The 18,165-nt window shown below is 38.2% G+C and carries 22 protein-coding genes; 4 read left to right on the top strand and 18 right to left on the bottom strand.

Translation table 11 applies throughout. The features are described from left to right. Positions 1 to 2: 2 nt before the first annotated feature. The 12 genes from clpP to HPB14_RS02655 all read right to left on the bottom strand — a co-directional run bounded on the left by clpP (position 3) and on the right by HPB14_RS02655 (position 9,352). A complete protein-coding gene (clpP, locus tag HPB14_RS02710) occupies positions 3 to 590 on the bottom strand; it encodes an ATP-dependent Clp endopeptidase proteolytic subunit ClpP (RefSeq protein WP_000540576.1) in 588 nt (195 codons plus the stop codon). A gap of 20 nt (positions 591 to 610) precedes the next feature. Then, the gene (gene tig, locus HPB14_RS02705; RefSeq protein ID WP_001047766.1) at positions 611 to 1,966 is read right to left on the bottom strand and encodes a trigger factor; all 1,356 of its coding nucleotides are present in this window, start codon (positions 1,964 to 1,966) and stop codon (positions 611 to 613) included. Positions 1,967 to 2,076: 110 nt separating this feature from the next. After that, positions 2,077 to 2,913, bottom strand: coding sequence for an outer membrane protein (locus tag HPB14_RS02700; RefSeq protein WP_000375480.1), 837 nt, complete (start codon positions 2,911 to 2,913; stop codon positions 2,077 to 2,079). 32 nt (positions 2,914 to 2,945) lie between these two features. Then, positions 2,946 to 3,728, bottom strand: a complete 783-nt coding sequence (hpaA, locus tag HPB14_RS02695) for a flagellar sheath lipoprotein HpaA (protein WP_000646657.1) — start codon at positions 3,726 to 3,728, stop codon at positions 2,946 to 2,948. Between the two features lie 118 nt (positions 3,729 to 3,846). Then, entirely contained in the window at positions 3,847 to 4,323 is a 477-nt protein-coding gene (moaC, locus tag HPB14_RS02690; protein ID WP_001131531.1) for a cyclic pyranopterin monophosphate synthase MoaC, read from the bottom strand. A gap of 8 nt (positions 4,324 to 4,331) precedes the next feature. Further along, positions 4,332 to 4,862 (bottom strand): molybdopterin adenylyltransferase, encoded by a 531-nt coding sequence (mog, locus tag HPB14_RS02685; RefSeq protein WP_001193330.1) that lies wholly within the window; start codon positions 4,860 to 4,862, stop codon positions 4,332 to 4,334. Between the two features lie 12 nt (positions 4,863 to 4,874). Continuing rightward, complete coding sequence (locus tag HPB14_RS02680; protein ID WP_000912663.1) at positions 4,875 to 5,312, bottom strand: molybdopterin synthase catalytic subunit; 438 nt, start codon at positions 5,310 to 5,312, stop codon at positions 4,875 to 4,877. After that, positions 5,313 to 5,534 carry a MoaD/ThiS family protein gene (locus tag HPB14_RS02675; RefSeq protein WP_000573775.1) on the bottom strand — a complete coding sequence of 74 codons (222 nt, stop codon included), beginning with the start codon at positions 5,532 to 5,534 and terminating at the stop codon, positions 5,313 to 5,315. It abuts the gene before it with no gap. A gap of 72 nt (positions 5,535 to 5,606) precedes the next feature. Next, positions 5,607 to 6,185 (bottom strand): GTP cyclohydrolase II, encoded by a 579-nt coding sequence (gene ribA, locus HPB14_RS02670; protein ID WP_000825020.1) that lies wholly within the window; start codon positions 6,183 to 6,185, stop codon positions 5,607 to 5,609. A 161-nt stretch (positions 6,186 to 6,346) separates the two neighbouring features. Next, positions 6,347 to 7,093 (bottom strand): DUF3943 domain-containing protein, encoded by a 747-nt coding sequence (locus tag HPB14_RS02665; protein ID WP_229018050.1) that lies wholly within the window; start codon positions 7,091 to 7,093, stop codon positions 6,347 to 6,349. A gap of 179 nt (positions 7,094 to 7,272) precedes the next feature. After that, positions 7,273 to 8,307 carry a bifunctional 3,4-dihydroxy-2-butanone 4-phosphate synthase/GTP cyclohydrolase II gene (locus tag HPB14_RS02660; protein WP_000601449.1) on the bottom strand — a complete coding sequence of 345 codons (1,035 nt, stop codon included), beginning with the start codon at positions 8,305 to 8,307 and terminating at the stop codon, positions 7,273 to 7,275. A gap of 193 nt (positions 8,308 to 8,500) precedes the next feature. Further along, positions 8,501 to 9,352, bottom strand: coding sequence for a glycosyltransferase family 25 protein (locus HPB14_RS02655; RefSeq protein WP_001263276.1), 852 nt, complete (start codon positions 9,350 to 9,352; stop codon positions 8,501 to 8,503). 81 nt (positions 9,353 to 9,433) lie between these two features. On the opposite strand from HPB14_RS02655, the gene HPB14_RS02650 reads away from it, so the two are divergent. Then, the gene (locus HPB14_RS02650) at positions 9,434 to 10,054 is read left to right on the top strand and encodes a M48 family metallopeptidase (RefSeq protein WP_000883257.1); all 621 of its coding nucleotides are present in this window, start codon (positions 9,434 to 9,436) and stop codon (positions 10,052 to 10,054) included. Positions 10,055 to 10,064: 10 nt separating this feature from the next. Here HPB14_RS02650 and HPB14_RS02645 read toward each other — a convergent pair whose 3' ends face one another. The 6 genes from HPB14_RS02645 to HPB14_RS02620 form a co-directional block, all read right to left on the bottom strand. After that, a complete protein-coding gene (locus HPB14_RS02645) occupies positions 10,065 to 12,443 on the bottom strand; it encodes a TonB-dependent receptor family protein (RefSeq protein ID WP_001014835.1) in 2,379 nt (792 codons plus the stop codon). Between the two features lie 212 nt (positions 12,444 to 12,655). Beyond that, positions 12,656 to 13,012 (bottom strand): holo-ACP synthase, encoded by a 357-nt coding sequence (gene acpS, locus HPB14_RS02640; RefSeq protein WP_000579210.1) that lies wholly within the window; start codon positions 13,010 to 13,012, stop codon positions 12,656 to 12,658. 6 nt (positions 13,013 to 13,018) lie between these two features. After that, on the bottom strand, positions 13,019 to 13,570 hold the full coding sequence (gene fliL / locus HPB14_RS02635) for a flagellar basal body-associated protein FliL (RefSeq protein ID WP_000797032.1): 552 nt from the start codon (positions 13,568 to 13,570) through the stop codon (positions 13,019 to 13,021). Between the two features lie 8 nt (positions 13,571 to 13,578). After that, complete coding sequence (gene rsmD, locus HPB14_RS02630) at positions 13,579 to 14,181, bottom strand: 16S rRNA (guanine(966)-N(2))-methyltransferase RsmD (protein WP_001112811.1); 603 nt, start codon at positions 14,179 to 14,181, stop codon at positions 13,579 to 13,581. Continuing rightward, entirely contained in the window at positions 14,160 to 14,486 is a 327-nt protein-coding gene (locus tag HPB14_RS02625; protein ID WP_000688965.1) for a hypothetical protein, read from the bottom strand. Before HPB14_RS02625 ends, rsmD begins: the two co-directional genes overlap by 22 nt. 366 nt (positions 14,487 to 14,852) lie before the next feature. After that, positions 14,853 to 15,857, bottom strand: a complete 1,005-nt coding sequence (locus HPB14_RS02620; protein ID WP_014658442.1) for a class I SAM-dependent methyltransferase — start codon at positions 15,855 to 15,857, stop codon at positions 14,853 to 14,855. A 133-nt stretch (positions 15,858 to 15,990) separates the two neighbouring features. On the opposite strand from HPB14_RS02620, the gene HPB14_RS02615 reads away from it, so the two are divergent. Genes HPB14_RS02615 through motA form a run of 3 tightly spaced genes read left to right on the top strand, consistent with a single transcriptional unit; the run spans position 15,991 to position 18,165 of the window. Further along, positions 15,991 to 16,608, top strand: coding sequence for an MBL fold metallo-hydrolase (locus HPB14_RS02615; RefSeq protein WP_000404702.1), 618 nt, complete (start codon positions 15,991 to 15,993; stop codon positions 16,606 to 16,608). Continuing rightward, complete coding sequence (locus HPB14_RS02610) at positions 16,609 to 17,376, top strand: HesA/MoeB/ThiF family protein (RefSeq protein ID WP_000952576.1); 768 nt, start codon at positions 16,609 to 16,611, stop codon at positions 17,374 to 17,376. A 15-nt stretch (positions 17,377 to 17,391) separates the two neighbouring features. Continuing rightward, a complete protein-coding gene (motA, locus tag HPB14_RS02605) occupies positions 17,392 to 18,165 on the top strand; it encodes a flagellar motor stator protein MotA (RefSeq protein WP_000366184.1) in 774 nt (257 codons plus the stop codon).

The raw sequence follows: 18,165 nt of genomic DNA, 5'->3' as shown, positions 1-18,165 counted from the left end.
AATCACTTCACATTTTTCTGTAACACTTTATCAATCAAGCCATACTCTTTAGCTTCTTTAGCGCTCATATAAAAATCCCTGTCCGTGTCTTTAGCGATTTGCTCCAAACTCTGCCCTGAGTTTTGAGCCAAAATAGAATTCATCAAACCCTTAAGCCTAAGGATCTCGTTAGAAATGATTTCAATATCGCTCGCTTGCCCTTGAGCCCCCCCTAAAGGCTGGTGGATCATAATCCTTGAATGAGGCAATGAAAAACGCTTGCCCTTAGCCCCACAGCTTAATAAAAACGCCCCCATAGAAGCCGCTTGACCGATGCAAATCGTGGAAACATCAGGGCGGATAAAATTCATCGTATCATAAATGCTAAGACCGCTTGTTATCACCCCACCGGGAGAATTGATATACAAGCCAATGTCTTTTTCAGGGTCTTCGGCTTCCAAAAACAAGAGTTGGGCCACGATAGAAGACGCCACGCTGTCATTAATTTCACCGCTCAATAAAACGATGCGATCCTTTAAAAGGCGCGAGTAAATATCATAACTGCGTTCGCCACGCTCTGTATTTTCTATTACATAAGGAATGTATCCCATCATCTCTCCTTTTTAGCCGTTCAACCCGCTTGAGTTTTTTGAGCGTTGGGTCTCATTTTTTCCAAAATTTCTTGTTGTTCTTTAGGCAGGTTTTTATCCAACAAATAAGCTAACACCCTATCTTCAATCATCGCCATTTTCACCGCCGCTAACATGTTATTTTTGCGGTATTGTTCAATGAGGCTTTCTGGGTTTTGCCCTGTCATCATCGCTTCATAATACAGAGTTTGAAAGACTTCATTGTCATGCACGCCAATTTTTTCTTCCTTCGCTAAAGCGTCAATGATAAAAGTGATTTTCACGCTTTTTGTCGCATCGTTCCTAAAGCTCTCACGCTTTTCTTTGGCTTTTTCTTGACTTTCTTGTAAGGATTTGACTTCCTCAGCTTGCATGGAATAAAGAGTGTTCCTGAACAACAAATCCATTTCTTGCTCTATGATCGTTTTAGGCAAATCAAAAACAATCTTTTCATCTAAATTTTCAATCAATTTTTCTTTCAACTCTTCATTATAGAGCCTGGCCTTATTTTCTAAAAACAACTGCCCCTCAACCCTTTCTTTTAAAAGCTCTAAAGTCGCATTCTCTTCATTGGCTAAGACGATTTTAGCGAGTTCGTCATTGATTTCTAACGCTTCACGCGCTTGAATCTGGTGCAATTTCACTTTAAAAAGGGCTTCTTTGCCGGCTAAATGCTCTGTGTGGTATTTGCTAGGGAAAGTCAAAGGGAATTCTTTTTCCTCGCTAGCTTGCATGCCTAAAAGAGCCTTTTCAAAATCTTCTAGCATTTGTTTATTGCCTAAAATCAAAGTGAAATTCTCAGCCTTACCCCCTTCAAAAGGCGCATTATCTATAAAACCTTCAAAATCAATTATCAATTTATCGTCGTTTTGAGCCTTTCTTTGAGCGTCAGTATCCACAAATTTCGCGTAATCTTTAGCGAGCTGTTTCAAACGCTCATTAATTTTTTCCTCATTGGGGATTTCCACTCCCACACCAGGCACACACTCTTTGATCTTGTCTAAAACAATCGTGGGTTTTAAGCCGATGTCCGCTTCTATTTCAAAATGCGTGTCTTTTTTTTCAAATTTAGTGAGATTGGGGCTGCCGATTAAATCCTTATTTTCAATCCCCAATTCCTTAAAAGCGTTTTTCAAAATCTCTTGAATCATCTCTTCTTGAGCGTCTTGTTCAATTTGGGCTTGATAACGGGTTTTCACTAAACTAAGGGGGACTTTACCTCTTCTAAAGCCATCAATTTTAACTTTTTGGGCGATTTTTTGAGCGATTTTATCATAACGCTTTTCTAAATTCTCAATGGAAGGTTTAGCGCTCAAACGGGCGTTAGCGGTGTCAATCTTTTTCACTTCAAGATTCATTATTTTTCCTTAATGGCTAAAAAATTAAATTTTTGTATCATTATAGCTTAATTTGTTTTAATTCCGGTTGATAAAAAGCGGTTAATTCTGGTTTTCAAAAATTTAAAAAACTAAAAGTCATAAGTTGAAGTGAGATAGACAGAAATATTGCGCTTGAAATGAAGGGTGTATAAAGGGGTTTTAAAATAATCATTGGTTAAAAAAGGGATGCGCGCACCAAATTCTATCGCCCAATTCTTATACCTTGAAAAGCGGTAACGATACCCCACATTCAACATCACTTGAAACATGTAAGGGTGATAAACGCTTGAAGGATCTTTGGCCCACTTTTTAAAAATCTTTGTTTCATAAAACCAGGTTTCGCCCACGAAATTCATCCCTAAAATCAGCGTCCCAAAAGCGCGTTTGTATAAAAAGTCAGCCCCCACGCCATAAAAAATAGCGTTAATAAAAGTCTCTTTTCTTTGTAATTTTTCTCTATAGCTTTTAGGGATCTGCGAACTCGCCCTCAAACTATCGCCTAATGCGCCTTTATTTTTAAGAAAAAAGCCATAAGCATAATCCAAAGAAATATAAAAACGGAAACCATAGCGCTCTTTTTTAGGAAAAAATTGTTTATAGCCATAAATCAAACTGACTTCAGCAAAAGGAATGTCTCGGTATTTTGAATGGTTTTCAAATTTTTCCCTGCTCTGTAGCCATGACATTTGCACCACGCTTGTGCCATAATAATGGGAGCTTTTGTCTATGTTAAAAAGTTTTTTTTTGGGTTTTTTAGGCTCAGCAAAACACGGAGGGTGGGCCTTGCCCCTTAAACACTTCTTGGCTAAAAACCGCTGGTATCCTAGATCTTCTTTTTTGATGATGGTGTAAGTAACCAAATCATCAGCCCTTAAATACACGCTCAAAAAGAACGCTAAAAACCCCTTTTTAAGCAATCTATCCAAGCGCTCTTTGACTTACTTTTTTGATCGGTTTTTTATCGGTTTCTTTTGCCTTTTAATTCCTTTGCGTCTTTTTGATAAGATTCTAAATTCTTTTGAGTGAGTTTTTTGTCTATTTCTTGCATGATACTTGCAAAAATCTTGTTCAAAGCGCTCTTGATCGCGTCATTAGAATTATCCGTTCCCTTAACCATAGTGCTAACTAACCCTCCGCTATGGCTTGAATGGGTGGTTTTTAAGAATTTTTCTTGAATGTCCAACTCGCTCAAATCCATCGTAAAGGAATCTAAAGATTCCCCACTCATAGGCTCTAGTATGGTAACCTTGACAAACCCAGCCGGGATTAAAACCCCTTCCATTTTGTCCAAACCAGTGGAGAATAACAACCCGGGTTCTGATTTTTTCTGTATGGTTCTTTTAGGATCGGGGCGTAAAACAATTTCGCCATTCATAGCGACGGCCAAATACCCTTCTTTTTTTTGTGAAAAAGAAAGATCGTCTTTATCGCTGCTATCCACATTGATAACCTTGTAGCCCTGATTTTGCAAGATCTCTTCAACCTTGATCGTGGTTTGATTCTTGAATTTGTTTTCATACTCTTTAGCGATATTATCGCTGTATTGGAAAGCTGGCTTTAAAAGTAAAATCTTTTCATCTAACGCTTGAACTTTCTCGCTAGCTGGATGGTAATTCAATTTCAAAGCGACTTCATTGGTTTCAATAATATGCGGGCTACACCCCACTAATAAAGCCACCACGCTCGCGCCTAAAAGGCATTTTTTCCATGCAAAATCTTTAAAATGATTATTTGCTTTCATCGTTCTATCCTTGATTGTAATATTTTAGACTTCTATAACAACAAACCCGAAGCAACCAACACGCTTTTGTTGTCAAAATGTTATTTTACCCTAACATCTTTAGATTATCAGTCTTTTTCTATTTTTTAGCGTTATAATCCCCACTTTTACCTCCACTTTTATGCTCCAACATCACACCGCTAATTGTCATGCTCTTATCAATGGCTTTCACCATGTCATAAATGGTTAAAAGCCCTATGCTCACACTCATTAGCGCTTCCATTTCTACGCCCGTTTTAGCTTGAGTTTTGACTCTCGCATAGAGTTTAAAACTGCAAGTCTCTTTTTCTTCTAAAATATCAATATCCACCCCATTGAGCATGATTGGATGGCACATGGGAATGAGATCGCTTGTCTTTTTAGCCCCCATAATCCCAGCAATAATAGCAGTCTGTAACACCGGACCCTTTTTAACGCCATGATTGATAATAGCGTCATAAGCCTCTTTATTCATGCTGATACGACCGCTTGCTAGAGCGATTCTTTCAGTGGTTTCCTTATCCCCTATATCCACCATTTTAGGCTGATTTTCTTCATTCAAATGAGTGAGCGGCATTTTTTACCTTATTGTTTGGGACGAAACGCTTGAATGTTTTTTTCATTCACTTGCATATAATTCCCTAAAATCAAATCCACGCAATAAGGAATCGCTGGAAAAACCGCTTCTAAACACTCTCTAATACTTTTTGGCTTACCAGGAAGATTGATGATCAAACTCTTATTCCTGATGCCAGCGCTCTGGCGCGACAGAATCGCTGTAGGCACGTATTTTAAACTAGTCATTCGCATAAGCTCTCCAAAACCAGGAAGCATTTTTTGGCACACTTTTTCTGTGGCTTCTGGGGTTATGTCTCTTAAAGCAGGGCCTGTGCCTCCTGTAGTAACGACTAGATCGCATTGGTATTCATCGCACATTTTAATCAGCAATTTTTCAATCAAATCCCTTTCATCAGCGACAATTTCATAATGAAATTCTAAAGGATTGAGCAGATATTCGCTCATCACTTCTTGTATCGCTTTCCCGCTTAAATCTTCATAAATCCCTTTTGACGCTCTATCGCTCGCGCTCAAAACGCCTATATGAATCGTTTGCATTTGAACTCCTTTTTAAGCTAAAAGCCCACTCCCTTTTAAAGGGTGGCTTCTTTCTTTAGCGTAAATGCGTTTATTATCAATCAAATCGTATTTCCAAATAGGAGCGTTACGCTTAAAATCTTCAATAAAATCTTCGTATAGTTCTAAGGCATTTTTTCTATTCTTTCCCATTAAAACGCATAAAAATGAGCTTTGTCCTATCAAAACATCGCCCAAGCTGTGCGCCATTTTTAGCACCACACCCAAATCTTTGGCTTTATGGCGCCATTTTTCAAACCAAGTCTTTAATAGCGCTTCATAAATATCAAAACTCAAGCCTTGAATGTTATCCTCTCCTCTCACAATCCCAACAAACACACAAAACGCTCCAAAGTTTTTCGCGCAAGCTTCCTCTTGATAGGCTTTCAAAAGCTTCTCCGTATCTAATGCCCCTTGAATGATTTTTAACACCTAGCCCCCACAAACCGGTGGCAACAAACTGATCACATCGCCATCTTTTAAAGGCGCATCTAAATTGTCTATCAAATGATCATTAAGGGCTATCGCGCAAACGCCCAACCACTCTTTTAAGCCCTCTTTTTCTTGTAAAATCGCTCTTAATTCTTTCAAATCATTCGCTTTGATGAAAAAATTTTCTTCTTTTATGGGTCCAAAGAATCGCACTTCTATCATTATCTTACCCCTATATTGCGCCTTTTAAAGCATGATTTTAAAAGGTTTTTAAAGCTTATTTTAAAAGAGTTTTCACAATAAATGCCCCATTTTGAGCTTTTTGACTTCCAAATACCCTTGATTATGCTCATTAGCGCACACGATCAAGCTCTCTCTTGTTACCTCAGCGTATTTTTCTAAAGCGGCGATTTTTTTAGGGTTATTCGTGAGCAAGCGCATTTTTTTAATGCGGTAATATTCTAAAATCTCACCCGCAACACTATAATCCCTTTCATCATCTTTAAACCCTATCATTTCATTGGCTTGAATGGTATCATAGCCCTTATCTTGCAAAGCGTAGGCATTGACTTTGTTAAATAGCCCTATCCCACGCCCTTCTTGGCGCAAATAAATCACTAGCCCCCCTTCTTTAGAAATCCTTTCTAACGCCATTTGCAACGCCCCTCCGCAATCGCATTTTTGAGAGCCTAGAGCATCACCGGTTAAACATTCTGAATGCAAACGCACTAAGGGGTTTTGAGGAAAATTAGGGGTGAAGATCACTAAATGATCTTTAGAGCCATTAGAACCCTTTTCTCTAAAACACTGGATACAAAACTCCCCAAATTGAGTGGGTAATTTGGCTTGGTTAGAAACTTCTAATCGTTTCAAGGATACTCCTAAAATTAGTTTTAAAACGCGTCTTTTAAAAAAAGGTATTCTATCAAAACTCTTTATAATTTTCTTAAAAAGTTACTAAGCGAATAACCCTATCTTTTAAAAACCGCACCGGTGAAAATGTTTTTGAAATCGCTTGACATAGGGTCTCCTTTTTAAAATTTGTAGGTTAAATTCAAACCATTGGGGCTTAAGCTGGAACGGATTTCATGTTTATTATAAATCCCTAAAGCTTCCCCAAGCCCTAAATCCCTAATGATAAAGCCTATAGGATCCATAAGAGCGATAACCAAACGCCCTAAAAATAAAGAGCCAAAAAGCTTGCCTTCGTTGCGTTGGATATAGCGCGTGAGCTGGTAAAACCCTTCCCCTAAAATGGAGCCTAATAAAGGGGTGATCACTAAATCCTGCCAGCTAGGCACTTCCACAAACGCTTCCAAGCCATATTCCCAAAAAAGCGTAGAAGTGATAAAAGAAAAAAACGCTGAGGCCATCCAGCTAAACCCAGCCATGCGCGGTTGCATGTAATACATAGCCCCAAAATAAGGGTGCAAGATTTCATTAAAAATAAAACTATCATTGTCTAGTTTTGGCCCCATGCGGACATTTTCAAACCAGCTTTTGACGCCAAACTTTTCTTTATCCCAATTCGTTACGCTCTCTGGCATGAGATACAACCCCACAATCCCTATCACCAAAGACACGCCCAAAATCCCTATACTTGCGCCTAAATATTTCCAACGGCTATTAGGGGCATAAGGGATCGTGTTGCTCTTTTTAAACTTCTTTTTAAAGTGTTGCCAAATAAGATTTTTAGGATTTCGTCTCAGCGTTTCTTCTAATTGAACGCTATTAGCGTTTAAAAAACTACAGCCTAACCCCCAAATAATAACGCAAACTATCCAAATCTTTTGGAAGGTTTTTAGGAATATTTTCAATAATATTTTTAGGAATGTTTTTAATGAAATCAGCATAAACTTTATTATTACTCTCATCAGGTTGCAAACTTTATTGCTTGACTTAAAAAGAGTTTATTATACCTTAAAAACATTACAACACATTCAACGAAGCTTAACAAGCCTTAAAGGCTAATCGTTTCTACAAGCTTAAGCCCAAACCCGCTCAAAGCCTTATACTGCCTGTCTTCACAAGAGCTTAACAGCCTGAAATCCTTTATCCCTAAATTTTTTAACACCAACGCCCCGATCCCAAAATCTTTAACGATATTGTTTTCTTTAGAATGCGTGTTCATAAAGATCAAATAACCCCCTTCGCGCTTTAAATATTCTAACGCTTTAAAAAACACTTCAAACGCATCAGTCGTTAAAAAATCAAAATCCTCTTTGATAGGGTGGAAACGCACTAAAGGGGCTAAATAGTTGGTTTTTGCTCCCTTAAACTTAAAAGCGTAATGGTTTTTTTGCTGGTGGTCTAAAAAAGTGTAGCATTGCGTTTGGTGTTTTAAAAATTCCCTTTCTTCTTGGCAAAACATTTTCAGCAAACTTTCATTTTCCAAACGATAGCTAATCAAATCAGAGACATAGAGGGTTTTAAGGTTATGTTTGAGAGCGAAATCGCTCAAAAATTTATCCCCTCTCCTCGCCATAGAGCCGTCTTCTTTCATGATTTCACAAATCACGCTCACGGGCTTTAATCCAGCTAATTTGCACAAATCCACGCTCGCTTCCGTATGGCCCGTGCGCGCTAACACGCCTCCATCTTTTGCAATCAAAGGGAAAATATGCCCTGGGCGCACAAAATCGCTCGGTTTGGTGGTGTCTTTACACAATAATTCAATCGTTAAATGCCTTTCAAAAGCAGAAATCCCGGTTTTGGCTTCTTTAGCGTCAATGGAAACCGTGAAAGCGGTCTCATGGTTAGAATCATTCACGCTAACCATAGGGGGTAATTCAAATTTTTTCGCTAAATCTTTGGTTAAAGACACGCAAATCAACCCCCTAGCATGCGTGGCCATGAAATTGATTTTCTCAGGGGTGGAAAAAATCCCAGCTAAAACCAAATCCCCCTCATTTTCTCTGTCTTCATCGTCCATGACAATGAGCATTTCACCATTTTTATACGCTTCTAAAGCTTCAGTAACTCGTTTTAAGATCATTCTAACTCCCTAGTTTTATTCAATAATATTTAGTTTTATAGAAAAAAGAAATATAGCATGTTTAATAACGATTATTACTTTATTGTTTTATTTAGATACAAATCGCTAAAATCTTTAAATCAATTGAATGAAACTTCCCCTATCATGCAAGAAATGCTCAAAGACTTATTCTAATGTTTGCAAAGCCTAATGATTAGTTTTTTCTAATGATTAATTTTGGGCTATACCTAAAAACTTTATCCAAGATTTTAACCGCACTTTTATGCAAAAAACGGCCAATCCTAATGCTTAAAGGTAATTTTTTAGGCCTTTGTTTTTCTGTGTTGGAGTTTTGAGCGTTCATCTCATCGCAAGCAATCGCAAATTCTTCTAACACATAGTTTTTGACCCCATGCCAATAATGCCTATCCATCACGCAATCTATGGGCATCACCCATTCTTTCGCGCTGTATTTCAATAATTTTTGCGCGGCTTTGGGGGCTAAAACATACCCTTGAGTGCCAATGCCATCTTTAAAATTTAAGATTTGAGAAACCCCTTTAACGGGAGTTTTTTGTTTAGCCACATTTTCTTCTAAATGCATCAAACGGATATAGCCTAATTCGTTGATGTGTTTATCACAAAACTCTAGGCTCTCTTTAAAACGCTCTTTTAAAACAATATCATCTTCTAAAATACAGATCGCTTCATTGAGTTCTATGCATTTTTGCCACAATGAATAATGGCTCGCATAGCACCCAAGCTCCCCAAACCCCATCCTCTTCCCGCAATGCTTGAGCGCGTAAAAGAAATTTTTGAACGTGCAAGGGGGGTGTTTTTTATCTTTACAAAAAGCCAATAAATCTTCAATTATAAAAGAAGGGTGCAAATGCTCTAAAATCAAGGGGTGTAATTGAGTGGGAGAGATTTTAGAATAGATCGCATCAAAGATTTCATAAGAGATCCCTTGAAGTTTAAGGCTCTCTAAAAGGGGGGTTATATGAGTTTCTTTTAAAGAAAAATTTTGACAGGTTTTGGGGCTTAAATGAATAATAAAAACACGCATGTTAGCCTTAATTCTTAATACAAATAAAATCAATATTAAACAGACTTACATTCTAGCGCAAATTTTAGTAAAATACGCATCATGTTAGATGATATTCCTATTACCATTCAAAAAAGTAAAAAAATCAAAACCCTGAGCTTGAATATCACGCCTTCTTTAGAAGTGATTCTAAAAATGCCTGATTCTTGCCCTCAAGCTAGGGCGAGTGCTTTTTTAAAAGAACAAGAATCTTGGCTAAAAAAAACCTTTTTAAGCATGCAAGAAAAACACTCGCTCTTGCACACTAACCTAGAAAAATATAAAAACAAAATCCTCATCTTTGATGAGGTTAAAAACGCCAACGATTACACCCTAACAGAGCTTAAAAAAATCTTAAAAACTTATTTGGAGCGAAAACTCCCCTTAATCGCTCAAAAAATGCAAACTTCATACACCCATTTCAGCATTAGAAATAACGCTAAAGTTTTAGGGAGCTGCTCTTATCATAACCGCTTGAGTTTCGCCCTTTTATTGGTTTGCGCCCAAAAAGAAGCGATTGATTATGTCATCATCCATGAGCTCGCCCACACGATCCACAAAAACCATTCCAAAAATTTCTGGCGTTGCGTAAAAACCTTTTGCCCTAATTACCGCACTCTAAGAGATCATTTAAAACAAAGGGTTGTTTTTTATACCCAACTGCTTAAGCAACTACAGCCCTAAAGATCAAACCTTAAAAATTATAGCTCACATACGCTGTTATGCTTCTGGGAGGCGCGGCTTCTTTCCCATTAGGGCTAGTACCTATCCCGCTAAACCAATATTTCATGTTAAAAATGTTATTGATTTGCAAGCTCGCACTAACGCTTTGATTTTTGCGTTCCCACAAAGTGGTAGAAATTTGCAAATTCCACACCCAATACCACGGTGTCATGCCCGCTGTTTTGGTAGTGATAGCCCCATTTTTAATCGTGGGCGCGTATTGAATGAAAGGCACGGTGTTTAACACATCTGTATAAGCGCGGCTATAAAAGAAAGAGCTCAACCCAATCGTAGTTTTGGCGTAAGTGTAACTCGCGTCTAAAATGAATTGGTGTGGGCTGACAAAAGGGAGTTTTTTGCCAAAAATATCTTTTTTAGGCCCTTTAGGATTAGCAGGGTTAGTAACCATTGTGTGGCTGGTGATATTAGCGTCTATGAAAGTGTAAGCCGCATGGAAATTAAGCCCTCTAATAGGCGTGTAGTAGAGTTCTAGCTCCACTCCTTGCGATCTCGCATTGACCGGCTCTTTATTATCCCCATAGCGCCCAGTAAAATAGTTATTCGCAAAAATCACAAAATAATTCGCGTTAAAACTCACTTGATTGTTGAAATAATATCTTGAGCCGCCTTCCATGACATTAAAGATTTGAAAATAATCCGTGCTTGTGCCTACAAAATTACCGATATTGCTGAATTGGGGCGGGATGTAGCTTCTTTGGTAATTGAAATAAAACAACCAATCCCTAATGGGTTTATAGCCGACATTCAGCGCTGGATTCCATTGGTTATAACGATCTTTAATGGTTTTTCCTGTTTGACCTTCTTTAAAAGGGGGAGCGTCTTTTTTTTCATAATTTAAAAAAGTGTATCTCAAGCCCGGCGTGATCGTTAGCATGCCGTCATTGAAATTGATTTCATCGCTGACATACACAGCGGTATAATTGTTGAAATTATTGAGTGAAGTTCCTGCATCAAAACCACTCCCATTATTAGGCACGCTAGGGTTTTTCCTGGTGGTGGATCGGCGGTATAAATCTTCAGTTAAAAAGCGCATTCCCATATTAAAAGTTTGTTTGACTTTACCGGTATTGATTATAAGATTGAGTTTTGGCTCAAAGGCATTCACCACGAAGCGGCGGATATTGTCAAAAAATTGCCAACAAGGGCTGTTCGTGTCGCTATAAGAATACAAACCGCAATTAGGGTTTTTCGCGCTAATTTCTCCCTTTCCTTTAAAGGGTAAGATCTTGTTTTGACTGCTCATATACACGCTTTGGTATTGGTTAGAAAACCCAAAATCCCTACTCATGTCATGCGTGAAATAAGTGAATTTAAAATCGCCCCCCACTTTCCTATCCGGGTCGCCAAAATAATTTTGATACACAATCCCAAAGCGCTTGGCTCGCCCTCCATCTTGATTGTCAGGGCGTTCGTTGATGAAGCGGTTATAGGCGTAATCTTGCGCGCTCAAAGTGCCTGGATGGTAAGAATTGTATTGATAATACTGGTAATAAGCTTTAAAAGTATTGGTCGCATTAATCTTATAAACCGCATCCAACAAGTAGTTTTGCACCTTTGTAGGGCTGTTTTGCCTAAAACCTTGCCCATTAATCCAATTGCCTTGAGCGCTAATGCCTATATGTTTGCCTAGCATCCCAGCCGTTCGCCCATAAGTGTTAAACAGCATTTGGTTTCCTAAAGTTTGGGCTAAAGGCTTGCCTTTTTCCTCGGGATCGACAAAATTCCCATTAGAGGATCGCCCCCAAAAAGTGATCCTTTCAGCCGCTTGATTTTCCCACTCTTTAGGGATTTCTTTAGTGATGACATTCACCACGCCTCCAAAAGTGTTAGGGCCGTATTGAACGCTCGTTCCCCCCTTAATCACATCAATCCTATCCACTGACTGGAAAGTTACAGGGAAAATCGCCAGTTCAATATTGGAATACGGCGCGCCATAAATGGGGATACCATTGACTAAAATCATGCCCGTATTGCTATGCCCGTTACCGCCCCCACCAAAACCGCGCACCGAAATTTTAGGCAGCACGCCTGTGCCTGTAGCGTCTCTGATTTGAATCCCAGGCACGTTTTGCAAGGCGTTTTCAATATTCAAATTCCCCGTTTTTTTGAGTTCCTTGTTGGAAATCACCGTGCGAGAGCTTGTGGAATTGCGCACCTCTTCGCTTTGCCATGAAAGCGGCGCGCTAGAACTGAATTTTTGCTCGGTGGTTGTAACTTTTTTTAAAAAATGGTGCTTATCTTTCGCGCTCATAAAAGAATTAAAAGTCCAAAAAGTCAAAGCACCCAACGCTAAAAAATACGGGGTTTTTACCCTCAAATAACCATTCATTATGATAACCTTTCTTATTTAATTCAAACCGATGCATATTATAAAAATAATTCTTAATAATTAGCTTAAATTTTGAAGTTTGATTTTATTTATTTAGAATTTGTTATCAAAACGATTTGAAAAAGGTTTTTTGCGTTTTTTATTTTTTTTGCAAACAGCCACTAAGCGTTTTTTAAAACAGAATGTTATGGGGTTTTAGAATGCGTTATTTATCAATTGAACGAAGAAACCATCACAACCGCTATCGCAAAACCAGCGTCATGGCTGATGCTCGCGCTCAAGCTTTGGATGTTAAAATAATCCATTTTTTCTTTAGAAAGGGTGATTAAGGGGGCGTTTTTAGGGCTTTTAGAGATTCGTATATCTAAAAAACTCAATTCCTTACCAATACCCACTTGAAGGGCTTTAGAGCAAGCCTCTTTAAGCGCGAAAAACCCGGCGATACTGCTAAATTTATCCTTACATAAAACAATCTCACTTGGGGATAAAAAACGCTCTAAAAACCTCATTTTAAAGCGTTTCACGCACTTTTCTACCCTAGCAATAGAGACAATATCTATGCCAATCATTTAAAATTATTGGATGATAAAATCAGTGAAAAAGACATTTTTAATAAAGCCATCAATCAAAAACGAATTCAAATGGCTCTTAATTTCGTCTTTAAGCTTGTTTTTACCCTTATTGGTAACCACTTCTTCCACGCTTTTAGACGATAGAATTTCTATAATCGTGTCTTTAATCGCCGTGTCTTTAACCTTGACTTCATTCAAAAGCTTTTCATTACTCAATTCTAACGAAATAGAAGCCTTAAGGTAGCGTCTGCCATTTTGAGAGACCAGATTCACCGCAAAAGGCGCATCAATCGCATACAAAGGCCCAAGCACCAAATATTGCTGGATATTAGAGCCTTCTTTAGCCTCTTGATTCTTGTTCGCCATAGGATTGGCTTGAACTTCTTGGGTGTTTTTAGAAGCGTTTTCTTTAGATTCTTCCTTATTCCCCATAAGCAGCATGATAATCACCCCTACCAATAAAAGCATCACTAGCACGCTTCCAATGATGACAAATAAAAGGGCTTTGCTTTTTTTTTGGGGTTGTTGCGCGGTATTTTCTTGTTCTTCTGCCATGCCTATTCCTATTGAAAATAAGTTAAAGTGGTTTTCCCAAATTTTTTCTGTTTGATTATAGCTAAAGTTGCGAGACTTTTAGGCATTTCATGCGTGTTTTCATGCTCAAAAGCCACTAAAAGATTTTCTGGATCAAAGCGTTTCAATAACCTTTCTAAAGCTTGAAAACATTTTTCATAAATCCCTAAAAACCCGCTTGTTTCAAAAGGAGGATCTAAATAAAGAATATTCAAAACGCCATTTTTTAAACACAGCGTGGGCAAAAGCTTGAAAGCGTCATCTAAAAAGGTTTGGATTTCAATTTCCTTTTTCAAGCGGTTTTTAAAGAGGGAAATATTTTCTAAGAGCGTCTTATAAGCGCTTTTATTTTGCTCAAAAAACACCGCGCTTTTAGCCCCCCTACTCAAAGCCTCTAAACCCATAGAAGCGCTACCTGAAAACACTTCTATAAAATGCGCCCCCCTAATTTCTGCTTGCAAGGTGTTAAAAAACGACTCTCTTACGATCGCTTTCGTGGGGCGCGTGCTAGAAACGTTAGGCAAATTCAAGCCTAATCCCTTACAAGTCCCCCCAATAATCTTAAATTTTTTTACTGGCTGATGATCTGGCATAGTTTTTGGGTGTATTCTTCTAGCAATTGCTGGATCTTTTGCTCTTTAGAAATTTTGATTTCTTCGCAAGGTTTTTCGCTCTCTTTTAAAGCGTGGTAATAATTTTTGATATCTTCTTTCACGCTTTGTTTGGTGAAAGGCTTTCTTAAACGATCTTCTATAAAGCATAGGGGCTTATCGGTTTCTAGCGTTTCATCATCGCTTAAAACAAAGTCGCAAACTCCCATAGGAGAGAGGCAATCGCTCAAATAAAATTCCAAACTCCTTTGAATCAACAAAGACTTGCAAGAAAGAAAAATTTTCAAAAAACCCCCTTTATCCCATCAATAGGCTTAAATTATTTCAAATTATAGCAATTCTTTCTTTTAAACACCAATATTAAATAAATAAATAAACTCAAAAAGTGTTTCATTTTATAAAAAAGAAAAACAGAATGTTAAAAATAAAGCTCAAATAACATCTTTTTTTTTTTTTTTTTTGGTATAATGCCGCTTAAGGTAAGAGCGAAAGGCGTATTATATTCCTTCCTTCTTTACTATAACTTAGCATTTTAATCAACTTTTTCATTAAAATGTCCTGACGCTCTTACCTTTCCCCCTTTAAAAATACGCAAGCTCTTTATTATTATTATTAATTATTATTAGATTGTAAAAACGCTTTTAATTTACATTTTATTTTTTTTTCACGAACTCTAACGCTTTGAAACGCTCCCCTAAACCCCCAGGGCTAATTAGGGGCTTGATTTTAGCCGCTTCTTTTAAATACCTTTCATAACCCACGCTCTTTGAAAATGTTTCTAACAATCCCATAAGCCCCATATCCAATAAAGCGTTAGCCTGCGATTTAAAGAATGAAAATTGCGCGTGGTGTTTTTCAAACAAAAAGCGCACCAGAGAAAAATTGACATCATAGGTCAAATCGCTTTGCTGATACAAAGAAGCCAGATTGTTTAAAATATCCTTAAAATCTAATACTTGGTGGTTTTTAAAAGCCCTTAAATGCATGTCTTTTCTCTCTGTTTCATCGCCATAATCAAAGCTCAAAAACACCCAAGAAGAAGCCTCATTCAATTTTGCTAACAAATCCTTAATAAAAGCCTCTAAAAATAACGGCGCGCACCCTTGTTTTAAATCCAAATTTTTAAGAAGTTCTTTAGTGGGTTCATCAATATTGCCCCAAACGCCCTGATGATCATGGGTAATAAAAAGCATTTTGTTATCTTTAATGATCTCGCAAGCGAACGCGTCAAACAATTCATTAGAGACAACAAACGCACTTTCATGTCCCTTGAAATCTAGATCTTTCAGATCGCAGATCATCAAATCCAATTGCGTGGCTTGCTTGAAAATAGTTCGTTGGAGTTTTTGCAATTCCTTTAAAGGCTCGCAGCTGATAAACGCGCATTTTTCCATTACGCCCACGCTCAAAGCGTTTAAAAAACTGGCTATATCGCTCAAAAAATGCCCATGATGAGAGCCAATTTCTACAATTTTTAAAGGCAAAAATAATTTTTCTTCTTCTAAAAGCTTGATGATATAAAACGCAACAGCGCCCCCAAAAAACTTGCTCAAAGACACCGAAGTGTAAAAATCCCCTTTTTGACCGATTAGCACCTTTCTGTAATACCCTTTTTCTCCATAAAGCCATTCTTGCATGTAATTCCCAAACGATCGCACGATTTTCCTTTTATTCAAACTCATCTCAACCAACAATATATAGAGTGCTATTCTAGTCAAAATCGCCTTATTTTTGCGCTATGATATTCAATCATAATGACTTTTTAAAACTAGTTTGAAGGGAGTTTAGAGTTTGGAAATTTTAAGGCGAGAATGCGGGGCGGTGGAAGAAAACGCTTATATTGTGAAGCTTTCTAGTGGGATAGATTTTATTATCGATCCCGGATTTTCTAGCAGCGAATGGGTGTTAGAAAACGCCAAAAACCCTAAGGCGATTTTAATCACGCATGGGCATTATGATCATGTGTGGGATAGCGCTCAATTGTCAAAACTCCTTAAAAACACCCCCATTTACGCCCCCAAAGATGATGTGTTCATGCTAGAAAATGATATTTTCCATTTAGGCATGCCGGTTTTTAGCCCCAATTTTAGCGTGCCTTGCAATAAGGGTTGCACCACTTTAGAGATAGAAAACACTGCCATTAAATACTGGCATTTTCCCGGACACACGCCCGGTTGTTCTATCATAGAAATAGAAGGGGTGATTTTTAGTGGGGATTTTATTTTTTATCGCAGTATTGGCCGCTATGATTTCCCTTATTCTAATGAAAAAGACATGAAAGAGTCCCTGTTAAGGTTTCAAAATTTAGATTTCCCTAAAGACATAGAGATTTATCCAGGGCATGGGGATAAGACGAGTTTTTTTGCCGAAAGAGAGCATTCTAAAATTTGGGTTTCAAGGATGGCTTAATTGTTAAGCCGGCTAGACAAAGAGCGTTATTTGCGCCATATCATGCTAGAAGATGTGGGCGAAGAAGGCCAATTGAAGCTTTTACAATCTAGCGTTTTAGTCATTGGAGCTGGGGGGCTTGGATCAGCGGTTTTGATGTATCTGTGTGCTGCTGGGATAGGAAAAATAGGTATTGTAGATTTTGATGTGGTGGATATGAGTAATTTGCAACGCCAAATCATCCATTCACAGGATTTTTTAAACCAACCTAAAGCCTCTAGCGCGAAAGCGCGCTTAAAACAACTCAATGCTAGCATTGAAATAGAGGCTTTTGAAGAACGCTTTAAGGCTCATAACGCTCTTTCTCTCATAGAACCTTACGATTTTATCATAGACGCTACAGACAATTTCAACGCTAAATTTTTGATCAATGACGCTTGCGTGTTAGCCCAAAAACCCTATTCGCATGCCGGGGTTTTAAAATACAGGGGGCAAAGCATGAGCGTTTTACCCCATAGTGCATGCTTAGCGTGTGTTTTTGATAAGCCCCCTAAAAAGGGATTAAATCCTACTTCAGGGCTTTTTGGGGTTTTGCCTGGAGTTTTAGGGTGTATCCAAGCGAGCGAATGCCTTAAATATTTTTTAGGGTTTGAAACTTTACTTATAAATACTTTACTTATAGCCGATATTAAAACGATGGATTTTAAAAAAATTCAAGCACCCAAAAACCCTGATTGTAGGGTTTGTGGCACGCATAAAATCACGCATTTACAAGATTATGAAATTTAGATTAAGGGGTAAGTTTTGGATTTATCAACCATACTAGGCTTGGTATTGGCGGTCGCTTCTATTTCGTTAGGCGATATTTTAGAAGATGGCAACCCGTTACACATTATCCATTTGAGTTCAGTCATTATCATTGTGCCTACTTCGCTTTTTGCCGCCATGACAGGCACGCATGCTCGTTACGTGAAAGCCGCTTACAAAGAGATAAAAATTGTTTTTTTAAACCCTAAAATCAATTTGAACGAAACCATTAAAAATTTAGTGGAATTAGCCACTCTGGCTAGAAAAGATGGGGTGTTGAGTTTAGAGGGGCGAGTGGCGCAAATTGAAGACGATTTCACCCGTAACGGCTTGTCTATGATCATAGATGGCAAGGATTTGAAATCCGTTAAGGAAAGCTTAGAAATCAGCATTGAAGAAATGGAAGAGTATTACCACGGCGCCGCTCATTATTGGGAGACGGCCGGTGAGACCGCTCCTACTATGGGGTTAGTGGGGGCGGTTATGGGGCTTATGCTAGCCTTGCAAAAACTAGACAACCCGGCTGAAATGGCAGCAGGGATCGCTGGGGCTTTTACGGCTACTGTTACAGGGATTATGTGTGCTTATGCGATTTTTGGCCCTTTTGGGCATAAGCTCAAAGCTAAATCTAAAGACATTATCAAAGAAAAAACCGTTCTTTTAGAGGGGATTTTAGGCATCGCTAATGGGGAAAATCCAAGGGATTTAGAAAACAAACTCTTAAACTACATCGCTCCCGGTGAGCCTAAAAAATCTCAATTTGAGGGCTAA

This window comes from Helicobacter pylori HUP-B14 (genome assembly GCF_000259235.1).
Classification (GTDB): Bacteria; Campylobacterota; Campylobacteria; order Campylobacterales; family Helicobacteraceae; genus Helicobacter; species Helicobacter pylori_CU.
The sequence above is the reverse complement of the archived record's forward strand: the minus strand, read 5'-3'. Positions and strand labels throughout refer to the sequence as shown.